1 protein-coding gene is annotated in these 16794 nt (G+C 63.6%); it reads left to right on the top strand.

Features of this window, described 5'->3' with window-relative positions; all coding sequences use genetic code 11:
* Positions 1-12 precede the first annotated feature (12 nt).
* Entirely contained in the window at positions 13-16704 is a 16692-nt protein-coding gene (locus V3587_RS10515) for an amino acid adenylation domain-containing protein (RefSeq protein WP_442973146.1), read from the top strand.
* Positions 16705-16794: the final 90 nt, after the last annotated feature.

Here is a 16794-nt window from a genome sequence, read left to right as displayed (position 1 = left end):
GCATGAACGACGATGATCGGATTCTCGATGTCTGACCACTCTCAGGTAGCTCACCCGGCTGTATCGGGCGGTGGCCATCTGGACGCAGCGCTCCCGGCGACGGCCGCTCAGCGTGAGGTGTGGGTTGCTCAGAACGTCGATCCGAGTAGCCCGGTGTACAACATCGGACTTGTCGTCGAGGTCGACGGCACCATCGACGTCGAGCGCGCCGCAGCGGCGATCAGGGCCGCCGTCGGACGCGTCGAAGCACTGTTCGTGAACTTCGAGGTCGATGCCGACAACCAGCTGATCCAGGTGCCGATTCCGGATGCACGCTGGGACGTGGAAATTCTCGACCTTCGGGCCGAGGCGAATCCCGATTCGGCAGCGCAGTCGTGGATGGACACCGACATGGCCCGGGTCTTCGGTGCGGACGATCTGCTCTTCCGTCAGACACTTCTGCTGACGGCCGACGACCGAGTCATCTGGTATCAGCGCTATCACCACAGTGTGGTCGACGGCTACGGCATCTCGCTCATCGTCGCCGACGTCGCAGAAAGATACGACGACCCGAATCTGGGGACTGACGCACCGCGATGGTCACTCGATGCGGTGGTTGCAGCCGATCAGGACTACCGGAACTCTCCGCGGTTCGAGCTCGACCGTCAGTACTGGGTGCAGCGAGTCGAATCAGGACCGGAAGCGACGCGGATTCTGCATGGGCAGGTCGATGATTCGCTGCCCCCGATCTCGGCAGTGCTCACGCTCGATGCCGATCGTGCGGCACAGCTCTATCGCTATGCGGCCGACGCCGGGATTCGGCGAACTCGCCTGCCCATGGCCGCGCTGATCGCGTACATCGCACGAACCACGGGACAGCACGACGTTGTCGTCTCGGTGCCGATGGCGGCTCGGGTGGGGCGCAACATGCGTCGCATTCCCTCGATGGCGTCGACGATTCTTCCGCTGAGTATTCGAGTAGAACGCTCGGAAACCATCGGCCAGTTGGCAACTCGACTCGACACCGCCCTGATCTCGATACTCAAGCACGGGCGCTACCGGGGAGAGGATCTCGCTCGCGACATTCGGGCGATCGATCCCGACCGTCAGGTCTTCGGTGCCGGCATCAACTCGATGATGTTCGAACACACACTCACCTTCGGCGGATGCCCGGTGCGCGTGCGTAATTCGGTAACCGGTCGAGTCAGTGACCTGGATCTGAGTGTGCGCGGTGGTCAGGACGGGGAGCCGATCGAGATCGACGTCCGCGCCCCGGCCGGATTCGACAGGGAGTTGGCCGATCACACCGCGAGAATCGAACAGTTCCTCGATCGATTCGTAGCCGAGCCGCAGCTTCCGATCTCGGCACTCGACCCCATGTCGCTCGCGGAGAGAGAACTCGTGCTCCGCGGGTGGAACGACACCGCTGAACCGCAGCCCGTCGAGACGGTGCCGGATTTGTTGCGCAGCAGCTTCTCTGCCGATCGGGGCGCTGTCGCCGTGGTCGACGGGGACGTCCGGCTGACCTACGGCGAACTCGAAAGTCGGGTATCACAGCTCGCCGCGCACTTGATCTCTCGCGGTGTTGCGACCGAAACCGTTGTGGCGATCGGGCTTCCGAGATCCGCCGAGATGGTGGTGGGGTTGTTGGCCGTCATGTGTGCCGGTGGTGCCTTCGTTCCGCTGGATCCGTCATGGCCTGCGGAACGCCGCGAATCGGTACTCGCCGACGCGGGCGCCACACTGGTGCTCACCTCGGACGGTGTAGACGACTCCGTTCCGGTCGATCTGACCGCGTGGGCATACGAGGACGGGCCGTCGGTCCTGTCCGATGTCATGACGCCCGACGTTCGTATTCACGGTGCCCAATTGGCGTACGTCATCTTCACGTCCGGTTCGACCGGACGCCCGAAGGGCGCGATGATCCGCCACGAGGCGATCTGCGCACGGTTGCTGTGGCAGCGGAAGCGGGTTCTCGGGTTCGGATCGAGCGATGCCTCGCTGTTCAAAGCCCCACTCTCGTTCGACATCTCGATCAACGAGATCCTGCTCCCGCTCGTGTCCGGCGGTCGACTGGTGATCGCGAAGCCCGAGGGGGAACGCGATCCGCAATACCTTCTAGACCTGATCGCCGGAGAATCGGTCACCTTCGTCTACCTGGTTTCGTCCATGCTCGACATACTGCTGGACCTGGCGAACGAGACCGATCAGCTCGATTCGTTGAAGCACGTGTGGTGCGGCGGTGAGGTTCTCACGCCTGAACTCTTCGACCGGTTCCGTGCCCAACTGTCCACGACGCTGTATCACGGCTACGGGCCGGCGGAAGCGACCATCGGTGTCTCCCATGTGATCTACCGAGAGGACGCGGAACGAATCGCGACCTCCATCGGTCGGCCGAACCCCAACACTCGCCTGTACGTGTTGGACGGCGACCTGCAGCCGGTTCCGGTCGGCACCGGCGGCGAACTCTACGCCGCGGGCTTCCTGCTGGGACGCGGATACGTCGGCGCGTCGGCGCTGACCGCATCTCGCTTTGTCGCGGATCCCTTTGTCACGGGTGATCTCGCCGGATCCCGGATGTATCGCACCGGTGACTTGGCCCGATGGGCCCCGGACGGCACCCTCGACTTCCTCGGACGCACGGACAATCAGGTGAAGATTCGTGGCATGCGCCTCGAACTCGAAGATGTCGAAGCCGCGGTGATCTCGCACCCCGGAGTACGGCATGTGGCAGTTCTGGTGCGTCAAGCGCCCACAGGTGCAAAGTATCTCGCCGCTTACGTGAGCGCAGCGTCGGGGACTGACCGTGCGATCGACTCGCGGGACATTCGCGAGTGGGCGGCGAGCAAGCTGCCCGACTACATGATCCCGACCACCGTCACCGTCCTCGACGAGTTTCCGCTCACGGCCAACGGCAAACTCGACCGTCGAGCGCTTCCCGAGCCCGATCTAGCCGAACTGAGCGCGCATGTCGCTGCGAGAAACGAAGTCGAACAACAGTTCTGCACGTTGATCGCGTCGGCAGTCGGTCTCGATTCGGTTGGCGTGACCGACGATTTCTTTGCACTGGGCGGGGACAGCATCGTCGCGATCTCGCTCGTGACCGCGGCTCGTGCAGCCGGTTTGTCGATCAGTCCACGCGAGGTGTTCCAACTGCGCACCGCCGAGGCCATGGCGCGTGCCCAATCCGGCCGAACGGCTGAGATCGTCGATCATGCGGACGAACCGATCGGTCACGTAGCCACGACGCCCATCGCTGCCAGGGTCCTCGGGACACCGGACGCAGTACGAACCTTCCATCAGCGAGCGCTGATTCAGACCCCGTCGGCTTTGACGTCCGAACACGTCAAGTCGGCGCTCGAGACCCTGGTGGCACGCCACGATGCACTTCGTGCGAAGTTGACTTCCGACGGAACGCTGCTTGTTCCGGCCAACAACGAAGCGGCTGTGGTTTTCGAGACCCGGGCGCTACCGGTGCCGCTCGAAGAATGCGGGCCGCTGATAGTCGCCGAGACCGAGCGAGCCGTCAGGCGTCTGAATCCGGTTGACGGAACGATGGTCAGTGCTGTCCTTTTCACTACTGCGACAGGTCCCGGGCGACTGTTGCTTGCCATCCACCACGCGGTGGTCGACGGTGTCTCCTGGCGCATCATCCTCGAAGACCTCGCGCGTGCCGGTATCGCAGCGATGAATGGCGACGAACCCTCACTCGCTCCGGTCGGTACCTCCGTGAGACGCTATGCCGAACTCGTTTCGGAGGCGGTCGGAGCCGGGCGACTGGACTCGGAAATCGAGTTCTGGGACTCGGTCACGTCGGCACCACAGTCACCCCTCGGCCGTCGGGCACTCGACCCGGCAATTGACCCCGCGCGCACCGCTGCGGCGCGATCGATCACCCTGTCTCCGGAATTCGCCGATCGGTTGTTAGGCAGTGTTCCAAAGGCATTCGGGGCCGACGTGAGCGAAGTACTGGTCACCGCGCTGGCCGTTGCGCTGACCAAGTGGAGCGGTGCCGGATCGGTGACGATCGACTTGGAAGGTCACGGACGCGACGAGGACGTCGTTCGCGGCGACGGCGCTGCCCACGTCGACCTGACACGAACTGTCGGATGGTTCACCACAGTGTTCCCGGTGGCACTCGAGATCGGTGCAGCCGCTCCGGATCTCGAAGCGAGCGGCGAGTTGGCGGGGGTTCTCAAGAACGTCAAGGAGCAACTTCGACGCGTCCCGAACGCCGGCTTCGGATATGGAGCATTGCGATACCTCGGCGGCTCGGATCAGTTGCGTAGCGTCGCAGCGCCCGAGGTGGTGCTCAACTATCTGGGGCGCACTGCAGTTGCGGAGGGGGACTGGTTCCCGGTGTCGATGGACGGTGCTGCCGATCCGTCCATGCCGTTGGGCCACGCACTGTCGGTCGACGTCGTAGCCGAGGACGCTGCGGGTGGTCCACGACTGCGAGCCACCTTGACCTGGGCGTCGAACATCTTCCTGCGTAGCGACATCGACAGGTTTGCGCGGCTGTGGCTGGACTCGCTCAAGGCCGTGGCCGGGCTCGCTGCTTTCGGCGGAGCCACACCGTCCGACTACCCTCTGGTGGCGCTCACTCAGACCGACGTGGACGGGTTGCCGAAGGCGGACGAGATTCTCCCGCTCACTCCGTTGCAGGAAGGGATCTACTTCCATTCGGCATTTGCCGATCCGGGATCGGATCAGTATGTCGTGCAACAGGTTGTGGAACTGACTGGTGCCGTGGACAGCGCATCGCTGCGCCGTGCGCTGCAGTCCGTCGTGGATCTGCACGAGGCGCTGCGCACCGGATTCTCGGTCCTGGGTGACGGTCGAGTGGTGCAGGTGGTGCACCCGAGCGTCGTCGTGGAGATGACAGTAGTCACGGATGCCGGCGCCGACGTGGACGAACTGCTCTCAGTCGACCGCGCGCGCGGGTTCGACCTCGCGCAACCGCCGCTCGTCCGCTACACGCTGGTCCGTGCCTCCTCGGAGAAGTTCCTTCTGCTGCAGTCGATTCACCACGCGGTCGCAGACGGATGGTCGGTCCCGGTGATGCTGCGGGAGCTGATGGCGTCGTACAGCGTTGCCGATTCCGGCGTCGTGCTCGCGAACCCGGCGCCGTACCGTAGCTATCTCGAATGGTTGGCCGGTCACGATCACGACGCTTCGGCGGCGGTGTGGCGGAAAGCTCTGAACTCTCCCGGGCCCGCGGTCGAACTTCCCGCGCCGAGTGCGGGCAGCAGCGGGATCCACGCTACCCGATTCGAACTGACCGACCTAGACACGCGCGCACTGGTGACCAACGGACGCTCACACGGACTGACACTGAGCACGCTCGTGCACGGCGCCTGGGGACTGGTGCTCGGCCGAATGGCCGGCCGAACCGACGTGCTGTTCGGATCAACAGTATCGGGACGCGGTGGAGACCTGCCGGGCATCGAGACCATGGTGGGCCTGTTCATCAACACTGTGCCGGCGCGATTGCGTTTCGATCCGGCAGAGACAGCCTCGCAAGCACTTTCTCGTTGGCAGAGGGAACAATCGGAACTACTCGACCATCAGTACCTGGGGCTACCCGAACTGCGGCGGACCGGCGGACTGGAGCAGAACTTCGAATCACTGGTCGTGTTCGAGAACTATCCACTCGGTGACACCGCTATCGCCGATCCGACGAACTCGGTGCGACTGACGGGAATTCGATTCGACGAGCGTCCGGCCTACCCGCTGACGCTGATCGTCGTCCCCGGCGATCGGTTGGCATTGGAGCTCAAGTACGACGCCGCTCAGGTGGACGGCGATGCCGCTGCGTCGCTCGCCGAAGCTCTCGCAGTCGTACTCGCCGAGCTCTCTCGCGATCTCGACCAGGTCATCGGCCGGATCGCGCTGGCACCCGCACCGCCGGGGAGCGTCGGCACGGCCTTGGATCGGCCGCGCGCAACGCTGACCGAGCTGCTGCGTGATCAAGCCGGGCGTACGCCCGAAGCCACCGCAGTGATCTTCCGTGAAGAGTCGTTGACCTACGCCGAACTTCACTCTCGCGCTGATCGTTTCGCGCACTTGCTGCGCGAACGTGGCGTCAGACGCGAATCGTTGGTGGCCGTTGCCCTGCCGCGCTCCATCGAACTGATGGTCGCGATACTCGGCATCGGAAAGGCCGGGGGCGCCTACGTGCCCCTCGACACCGGTTACCCGGCGGAGCGGCTGACGTACATGCTCGGTGACGCCGATCCGGTGTGCGTCGTGGTGTCAGAAGGCTCTTCACTCGATTCGGGTTCGGTTCCGCGGGTGACCGTATCGGAGTCGGCGCAGTTCCCAGCCGATCCGCTGAGTGCCCCAGGATCACCCGCGGATGCCGCGTACATGATCTACACCTCGGGTTCGACCGGTCGTCCCAAAGGTGTCGTCGTCACCCACGAGGGTGTGGTCAACCGATTGCTCTGGGCACAGCAGATACGTCCGATGGACGTTTCCGACCGGATGCTGCAGAAGACCCCGTCCAGTTTCGACGTCTCCGTTCCCGAATTCTTCTGGCCGTTCCTGGTGGGGGCAACCCTGGTGATGGCCGAGCCGGACGGGCACAAGGACCCGGGTTACCTGGCCGACGTCATCGTCGAACAGTCCGTGACCCGAGTGCATTTTGTTCCGTCGATGCTCGAAGTGTTTCTTGCAGAGCCGAAAGCAGCACTGTGCTCTTCCCTCGAGACCGTCAACTGCAGCGGTGAGGCACTGCCCGTTCACGTTGCACGCAAGGTCGCCGAGATCCTGCCGAACGTTCTGGTGGACAACCTCTACGGCCCCACCGAAGCCGCCGTCGACGTCAGTTGGCAGCCGTCCGTGCAGGAAACTCCGGCAGACGCCGTCAGTGTCCCGATCGGCGTACCCGCAGCCGACACCGGCCTGTTCGTTCTCGATCCCTACCTGCAGAACGTCCCGGCCGGTGCCACCGGTGAGCTGTATTTGGCGGGACCACAACTGGCGCGTGGTTACCACGGACGTGGGGGACTCACCTCCGAAAGATTTGTGGCGAATCCGTACAGCGACGGCGGTTCGCGGATGTACCGGACCGGTGACATCGTGCGGTGGAATGCCGACGGCGTCCTCGAGTACCTCGGCCGCGTGGACGAGCAGGTGAAGGTTCGTGGATTCCGCATCGAGCTCGGTGAAATCGAAGCACAGTTGGCGCTGTGCCCCGGAGTCACGGCCAGTGCCGTGATCGTCCGAACAGACGGTCCTGGCAACCGCGCACAGGTGGTTGCCTATCTGGTCGGCGATGTTGATGATGCTGCGGTTCGCGCTCAGTTGCTGTCGGTGCTACCGGAATTCATGGTGCCCAGCGCCTTTGTGCGACTCGAGTCACTGCCGCTGAGCCCGAGCGGCAAGCTCGACCGAAAAGCACTACCTGCACCGGATTTCGCGGCACAGGTGGGCGACTCGACGGGAGTAGTTTCCTCGGGCGTTGCAGACCTTCTCGCCGGGCATTTCGCGACGGTTCTCGGACTGCCCCGTGTCGGGATGCGCGACGATTTCTTCACTCTCGGCGGCGACAGTATCCTGGCGATCCGACTGGTCAACCTGGCTCGTCGTGATTCGGTAGTGCTGACCCCGCGTCAGATCTTCGAATTGCGCACTCCCGCCGCGATCGCCGCAACGGTGGGTGATGTCGCCACCTCGGTTGCCACCGCCACGGCCGACATCGGTGTGGGTGAGCTGGTACCGCTGCCGGTGGTTCACCGCTTGTCCGAATGGACGGGTGGTACCGATCGCTTCAACCAGGCAGTTCTGATCCACTCTCCGGCAACATCTCTCGGTTCGATCACCGGTGCGTTGCAGGCGGTGCTCGATCACCACGACGGGCTTCGCCAAACCTTGATCCGACATGACCGCGGCATGTGGTCGGCGCGGGTCGAGGAACCCGGCAGTGTCCGGGCAGCGGACGTGGTCGCCCGAGTCGACGCGCAAGGACTGAACGACGGCGATTTGCGAACGCTCATTGCGGAGCACTCCGAAGCAGCGACCAGTCGATTGGATCCGTCTGCAGGGCGGATGGTCTCGGTGGTCTGGTTCGATTGTGGCGCGGAGAATCTGGGCCGACTCGCAATAGTCGCGCACCACCTGGTCGTGGACGGGGTTTCCTGGGGAACCCTGCTCGAGGATCTCGCGATGGCCTGGGTGGCAGTCGAAGCCGGAGAGCCCGCCGCACTGGATGCCGTCGGAACTTCGCTGCGTACCTTCTCCCGCACGGTGGCCGAACACGCATACAGTGCACATCGATTCGCCGAACTCGATCACTGGCTGACCGTGACCGCTCCGGGCGCACAGTTGATCCCCGATGCCGCGGGCGATGCCGTCGTATCCGGAGGCTCGAGGCGCACGGTCACGGTGGACGGAGCAATCTCCGAGGCAGCACTTGGATCGGTTGCAGCAATGGTGGGTGCCGAGGGAACGGATGTTCTGTTGGCAGCGCTGACGATGTCCGTCGATCGCTGGCGTCGCTCCACCGGCCGCAGTGAGTACGAATTGCTGGTCGATCTCGAACGGCACGGCCGGGAGGAGTTGGCGCCGGGAACCGATCTGTCGCGAACAGTCGGCTGGTTCACCACCATCGCGCCCATGCGACTGCACAGCGGAACCGATCCGGTGGATACCTTGCGTGAGGTGAAGGAGAGCCTGCGAAGTGCACCGGACGGCGGCATCGGATACGGGATGCTGCGGTACGTGAATGCCCGCACGGCAACGATATTGGCGGGGCGTTCCGAATCTCAGGTGCTGTTCAATTATCTCGGACGTGCGACGGCTCCTGGATCGACAGCATGGTCTCTGGCGGCGGAATCCGACGCCATGTCCACCGATCCCGACGCGGACATGGGAGGCCCGTACCGGCTGATCGTCAATGTCGTGAGTGTCGATTCGGAGCTTCGCGCCGACTTCGCCTGGGCAAGTGAAGATTTGTCCGATACTGACGCGCTGGCACTCTCCGAGGGCTGGGTTTCGGCACTCGGCGATCTGGCGGCTGCGGCCGCACGTCACGACGGTCCGCCCTTCCTGACTCCGTCCGATGTGACCTTGCTCGACCTGAGTCAGGCCGAGATCGACGCGATAGCCGATGCGAGCCCGGCAGGTGTGAGCCGTATCCTGCCGCTGTCACCGTTGCAGGAAGGCCTGTACTTCCAGGCCGGATATTCGGACAGCAGTGCAAGCACTGGCGGGGACATCTACACGGCACAGTTCTCGATGGACTTCGGGCACACGCTCGACGTGGACAGGTTGGCTGAGGCTGCTCGGACACTTCAACGACGAAATCCCACCTTGCGAGCGGGGTTCGTGAGCGAAGGACTGAACGAGCCCGTGCAGTTCTTCAGCGCGGGACTCGACGTTCCCGTTGCCGTCCATGATCTCCGTGAACTCGACGACTCGGCGGCTCGTGAGCGCGCCGAGGGGATCGCTGCCCTGGACAGAGTTACTCCATTCGATCTGACAGCACCGCCGCTGTGGCGTATGAGCGTGCTGCATCTGCCCGGCGGGCACGATCGTCTGGTGATCAACCGGCAGTTCCTGCTGTGGGACGGCTGGTCCAACGGCCTTGTCGTCAGCCAGCTTCTGGCGCTCTACGATACCGGTGGCGACGACAGCGCCTTCGGTGAACCCGAGGGGTCGTTCGAGACGTACCTCGCCTGGTTGGCCGATCGCGACGGTGCTGCCGCCGACGAGGCGTGGCGCGGAGCGCTGGCAGGCCTCGAGGAGCCGACGCTTGTCGCCGTGCCGGCGCCGGACGCCGAACGTCAGCTTCCGGATCGCCGAGATGTGGTTCTGCCGGAATCGCTTTCGCGCGCCCTGCGTGAGCGTGCCGCCGCGTCCGGCGTCACGTTCAACACGGTACTGAACGCAGCGCTGGCCCTGGTGCTGGCGTCGGCCACCGGTCGACAGGATGTCGTCTTCGGCTCCACCGTTGCCGGAAGGCCTCCCGAGGTGCCGGGAATCGACACCGTGGTGGGAATGTTCCTCAACACCGTTCCCGTTCGGCTGGAACTGGATCCGAACGAGAGCGTCGACGAACTTCTTCGCCGCACGCAGGCGGATCGTCTCTCGCTGATGCCGTTCGACTACCTCGGCTTGGCCTCGATTCAACGTCTGTCCGAACATCGTCAACTGTTCGACGTGCTGATAGTCCTGCAGAACTTCGTGGACGAGAAACAAGTCGACGCACTCAATGCCGCTCACGACGTGAGCGGCAGCGACAGTATCGATCACACGCACTATCCGCTGACCGTCGTGGTCACACCGGGTACCACCGTCAACGTCAAGTTCGAGTTCCATCCGCATCTGGTGACCGCGCGTCGAGCCGAGGATCTGCTCGGTCACTTCGTCGACCTGCTGCAGAGTTGGTCGCAGGACATGACAGGTACGGTTGTTGCGACTCCGGTGCCTGTAGTGGCGCAGCAGACGCAGATCCGAGAGTTGCCGGAGCGCACCATTGCCGACTTGTTCGAAGAGGTGGCGTCGGTGCAACCGAACGACACGGCACTCGTGTTCGGGAAGCGTCGGATGACCTATGCCGATCTCGACGGCGAGATCAACCGGATGGCGCGGTTGCTGATCAACTACGGGGCCGGTCCGGAAAGAATTGTGGCCCTTGGTCTACCACGATCGGTGGACATGGTTGTCGCGCTCTTCGCCGTATTGCGTACCGGCGCGGCCTACCTACCACTCGAACTCGACCATCCAGCCGAACGGTTGGCCGTGATGATCGACGACGCGCGGCCCGTCGTGTTGCTGACCACCGTTGCCGCCTCACCGAAGTTCGACGGCGCGGACGTCCGCACTATCGTGATCGACGAGCCGGACACTGCGGCAAGGAGACTGACGATCTCGGCACGGGCGCTCTCCGCGTCGGAACTCGGAGCATTCGCCCCGGGGGCACCGCATCGACTCGACCACCCCGCGTACGTCATCTACACCTCCGGCTCGACCGGCAAGCCCAAGGGCGTGGTCACCGGATACCGCGGCTTGACGAACATGCAGTTCAACCACCGCGAGGCGATCTTCGAACCGGTCATCGCCGCGGCGGGCCGGCGCCTGCGGATCGCGCACACCGTGTCCTTCGCCTTCGACATGTCGTGGGAGGAACTTCTGTGGCTCGTGGAAGGCCACGAGGTGCACATCTGCGACGAGGATCTGCGTCGTGATGCCGAGGCGCTCGTCGCATACTGCGACGCACAGGACATCGACGTCGTCAACGTGACACCGACCTACGCGACGCACCTGATCGACAGCGGACTTCTCGACGACGGTGTGGGGCACCACCGCCCGCCACTGGTCCTGCTCGGTGGTGAAGCCGTTCCGGATTCGGTGTGGAACCGGCTGCGCGACACCGAGGGAACCGTGGGCTACAACCTCTACGGTCCGACGGAATACACGATCAACACCCTCGGTGGCGGAACTGCCGACAGTGACACCCCGACCGTCGGTAAGCCGATCTGGAACACCACGGCGCACATTCTCGACAGCTGGCTGCGACCGGTCCCCGACGGAGTTGCCGGCGAACTGTACATTGCCGGAGCTGGTTTGGCTCGCGGCTACCTCGGACGCTTCGCGCTCACGTCCGAGCGCTTCGTCGCCGATCCGGCTGGGACCGGAGAACGTATGTACCGCACCGGTGACTTGGTGCGGCGACGCGGTGACGGCAACCTTGACTTCCTCGGCCGCACCGACGATCAGGTGAAGATCAGAGGTCACCGGGTCGAGCCGAGCGAAATCGTCTCCGTTCTCGAATCCGACGAACACGTGCGGCAAGCAGCGGTGGTGGTCGACGTCGGGGCGGGTGGAGTCAAGAGACTCGTCGGCTACGTGACACCGGTGCGCCTCGGCGTCGCGCACGACTACCGCGCGCGGGCGCGCGTTCTCCTGCCCGACTACATGGTTCCGGCCGTGGTCGTCGAGGTGGAGACATTGCCGATGACCGTCAACGGAAAGCTCGACGTCAAGGCGCTGCCCACGGCCGATTCGGTGCTGGGGGAGCGCAGTGGGGTAGCGATCGCTCCCCGAAACCGTACGGAAGAGGTCCTCTGCGAACTCTTCTCCGACGTGCTGGACGTCGACGGTATCGGTGTCGACGACAACTTCTTCGACCTCGGTGGTCACTCGCTTCTGGCCACCAAACTGATCAGCCGAACTCGGATCGCCATTCCCAACGCTCTGACCATGCGTGATCTCTTCGAAGCACCGACGGTCGCGGAACTCGCGGAACGTATTGCGGCCGAGCAGGGATCGACGCGACCGGTGCTGGTCGCGAAGCCGCGACCGGACCACCTCCCTCTTTCCGCCGCTCAACAGCGATTGTGGCTGATCGGACAGATGGAGGAGAACTCCGCGGCCTACAACTTCCCGATCGTGCTCCGCTTGGACGGTGCACTGGACGCGGATGTCTTCGCCGCGGCGCTGGACGATGTGGTCGAACGACACGAATCCTTGCGTACGGTGCTCCGGTTGGTCGACGGAACGCCGGAACAGATAATTCTCGAATCGGCGACGGTTCCGGTCGAGACAATTCATTCAGGAGAAGCCGGCGTCGCTGGTGAGGTTGCAGCGGCGGTGGGCCGTCCGTTCGACCTTGCGAACGAGATTCCGATTCGTGCACGTCTGATCCGGGTGGACGATGCAGTAGTCGTCGTGATCGTTCTGCATCACATCACAACGGACGAATGGTCCGATCGACCGTTCCTTCGGGATCTGATGTCTGCCTACTCCTCTCGGATTCAGGGCGAGGAGCCAGCTTTCGAACCGCTTCCGGTGCAGTACGCGGATTACACCCTGTGGCAAAGGGAATTACTCGGCAGCGCCGACGATCCGTCGAGCGTCCTGAGCACGCAGTTGGACTTCTGGGCGAAGAGTTTGGACGGAGCCCCCGAAGAACTGTTGCTTCCCGCCGATCGGAGTCGACCAGCCAGACCGAGTTTCTCCGGTGGGGCAGTGGTGACACGGTTGGGCATGGAGACAACTGCTGCATTGCGGAATCTGGCGCGCGAGAGCCAGAGTTCGATGTTCATGGTCCTGCACGCGGCGTCGGCGGCGTTGCTGACTGCGCTCGGAGCGGGTGAGGACCTTCCCCTCGGCGCTCCGGTAGCCGGACGCAGCGAACAGGGGCTCGACGACTTGGTCGGCTTCTTCGTCAATACCATTGTGCTGCGCACGGATACGTCGGGTAACCCGACGTTCCGGGAGTTGGTGGATCGCGTTCGGGAGGGAGATCTCGAGGCCTTCGCCAACGCCGACGTTCCGTTCGAAACTGTGGTGGAACGCCTCAATCCGTCGCGCACCCTGGCACGCAACCCGCTGTTCCAGGTCATGGTCGGCTATCACAGCCGCGAGGAGACGGGCGGGGATCCGTTCGAACTCGAGGAGTACACGGCCAAGTTCGATCTGGTGTTCAACTTCACCGAGTACCTGGGCGACGAAGGCTGCATTGACGTCCGTCTCGAATACGGCAGTGACCTCTTCGATCGCGAAACCGCACAGCGAATTTCGAACCGATTGGAATCGGTGATCTCTGCAGTCGTGGAATCGGCCGACATCGAGATCGGTGACATCGACATCTTCTTGCCAGGCGAACTCGAACAGGTTGTCACCGCGTTCAACGACACCGCCATCGATGTGCCGGAAGAGACGTTCTACGACGCTTTCGCGCGTGGAGTCGCTGCTACGCCCGAGGCGATTGCGGTGCGCGACGAAGCGGGGCAGGCCACGTACCGCGAACTCTCCGAGCACTGTGATCGGATAGCCGGCGTGCTGTATCGGCGCGGGGTCTCGGTCGAAGACGTGGTGGGACTTGCCGTCCCGCGCTCGGTGGAGATGGTCGCGTCGGTCCTCGCCGTGCTCAAGCTGGGGGCAGCGTATCTGCCCCTGGACTTGAGTCACCCGAGCGAGCGCATCACGTACATGCTCACCGATTCTCGCGCCTCGGTACTGCTGTCCACCTCCGAGGAGAGTTCTCGAATCGAGGATGTGGTCGGCGTCGAGCGAATCCTCCTGGACGATCCGCTGATCCGTGCAGAACTGGACGAGGCAGCGATCGTGGAAACTCCCCGGCCACCAGTTGGCGTCAGCCACGCTGCCTACGTCATCTACACCTCGGGTTCGACCGGCAAGCCGAAGGGAGCCGTGCTGTCCCACGACGGTATTCCGAGTCTTGTTGCCACAGCCGAGGTTCGGATGCGACTGGTACCGGGTTCGGTGGTGATGCAGTTCGCTTCGGTCGGCTTCGACGTCGCGGTATTCGAACTGGCGATGGCTCTGTGCACGAGCAGCACCCTGGTGATCGTGCCGCAGAGCGCCCGGGTTGCCGGCCCGGCGCTGACCGATTTCATGACGAACAATCGTGTCACCCACGCGATCATCCCGCCCTCGTTGCTGGCAGCCCTGCCGGCAGGATGTGAAGTACCGCAAGGCTGCACCGTGTTGGTCGGAACCGAGACGGTGCCGCCGGAGCTGATCGGGCGATGGGCAGAGCGGCTGAATTTGCTTGCCGCGTACGGACTCACCGAAGCCACGGTGAACAACACACTGTGGCAGGCGGAGCCAGGTTGGAACGGCGCCGTGCCCATCGGAATCCCCGACCCCAACGAACAGGCGTACGTGCTCGACGATCAACTGCGTCCGGTTCCGCCGGGAGTATCCGGCGAGCTGTACATCGCGGGCCGCGGCCTGGCGAGAGGCTACCTGGGCCGATTCGATCTGACGGCCCAGAGATTCATTGCTGACCCCTTCACCGCGGGCGATCGCATGTATCGCACCGGCGACCGAGCGCGGTGGCGGGCTGACGGGAACATCGACTTCCTCGGCCGTGTGGACGATCAGGTCAAGATCCGTGGTTTCCGAATCGAATTGGGCGAAATCATCGGAGCCCTCAGCGCCCATCCATCGGTGAAGCAGGCGACGGTCGTCGCGGATCGACAGGGCGAGATCACGCGCCTGGTCGGATTCGTGTCGCCGGAACCCGGTGTGGTGGTGGACACGACGGCAGTGCGTAATTTCGCTGCAGTGTCGTTGCCCGACTACATGGTTCCGACGATGGTCGTCGCCCTCGACGGCCCGCTGCCGTTGACACCGAACGGAAAGCTCGACCGCAAGGCGTTGCCCGCTCCGGACTGGTCGGAGCTGGCAGGTGATGTTGCTCCTCGCACTGTCGTGGAGTCCACCGTTGCGGCTGCCTTCGCGGACATACTGCAACTCCCGAGCGTCGGAGTCCACGACAGTTTCTTCGAACTCGGTGGGCACTCGATGGCGTCGATGAAACTGGTCGGTCGCATTCGTGAAGCATTCGGAGTGGACATCAGTATTCGAGACGTGTTCGACGCACCGAGCGTGGCCGAGTTGGCGGCAGTCGTTGCGCGTTCGGAAGGTGGACGCGCGGTCCTGGCACCGGCGGTGAGGCGTCCGGAGACCATGGGTCTGTCTGCGCCGCAACGTCGTCAGTGGGAGTTGTTCCGTTCTGCCGGCGCACATCCGCAAGCGAGCCATGCTCTGGCACTGACCCTGAAATCGAAGATCGATCCGGAGATTCTCGGGCATGCATTGGACGATGTGACATCGCGGCACGAACCCCTGCGGACCACATTCGTCGAGGTCGACGGCATCGTCGTGGCGAGGGAATCGGTTCGGCCGACTGTCGATGTCGTCGATGTCGGTGCCGGCGACCTGGGCCGAGCGGTGTTCGAGCTGGCTCAACTTCCGATGGATCTGCGTGAGCAACCGCCGTTGCGAGTGCACCTCGTGCTCGGTGAAGACGGTTCTCGGACAATGCTTCTCGTCATGCACTACATCGCCGTCGACGAGTGGTCCGTAGTGCCGCTGTTGGGAGATCTGGTCTCTGCTTATGCAGCCAGGTCGCAGGGAGATCAACCGGTCTGGGACGAGCTTGCGTTGACGTACGCCGACTACACCGTGTGGTCGGACGAGCTCTTGGGAGACCCCCTGGACGTGGGCAGCCGCGCGTCGAAGCAACTCGCGTACTGGCAGGATGCGCTCGACGGAATACCGACCAGTGTGAATCTTCCGTTGCCGGAAGATGACTCGGAACCTCGGGGCGACGTGGTCTCTGTCGACATCGACGCGGATCTGCACGCCAGGATCGATGCTCTGGCCGCGCGCACCGGCACGAGCATGTTCATGGTCCTGCAAGCCGCGCTGGCCGCCGTTCTCACGAAGGCTGGGGCCGGTACCGATCTTCCGATCGGTTCGCTGGTTGCGGGCAGGTCGGATCCCCGTCTCGAACCGATGATCGGATCCTTCTTCAATGTTGTTCTCCTGCGCACGGATACGTCCGGTAGTCCGACGTTCGCAGAATTGCTGGCTCGGGTGAGGGAGGGAAATCTGGAAGCGCTGAGCAATCAGGACGTCTCATATGTGTATGTCGAGCAGGCTCTGGGTAATCCGGCGTCCATGAGACCTCAGGTGATGGTGATCCATCACCAACAGGCGGATTTGGACGGGCTCGGCGACTTCGGTTCTCTCGTACCGATTCCGGTGGGAGTACCCGATGCGGATGTGACGTTGAGTTTTTACGAGCCGGTTGGCGAAGGGCCTGTTTTTGCAACTCTCGGGTTCCGTGCCGACCGCGTCGACGCGGTCGCAGTCCGTGAATGGGCAGGTCAGCTGGTCGACGTGATCGAGGCCGCGGCCATCGTCGACGGGGACGACGTGAGGGAGGCGGCGAAACTATGACATACGTCGCATCGCTCCGCGGGGTCGACCGCTATACGAGGGCTCGCAGTATTGATACCCTCACCTCATTAAGGGTAGCCTTTGCTACTT

Source organism: Rhodococcus sp. IEGM 1306 (assembly GCF_036541985.1).
Lineage (GTDB): Bacteria > Actinomycetota > Actinomycetes > Mycobacteriales > Mycobacteriaceae > Rhodococcus_F > Rhodococcus_F qingshengii.
This window is presented reverse-complemented; position numbering and strand designations above follow the sequence as displayed.

What these genes read in the sequence shown, in the direction of transcription:
- V3587_RS10515 (WP_442973146.1), top strand. Translation starts at nt 13, where the DNA reads ATGATCGGATTCTCGATGTCTGACCACTCTCAGGTAGCTCACCCGGCT.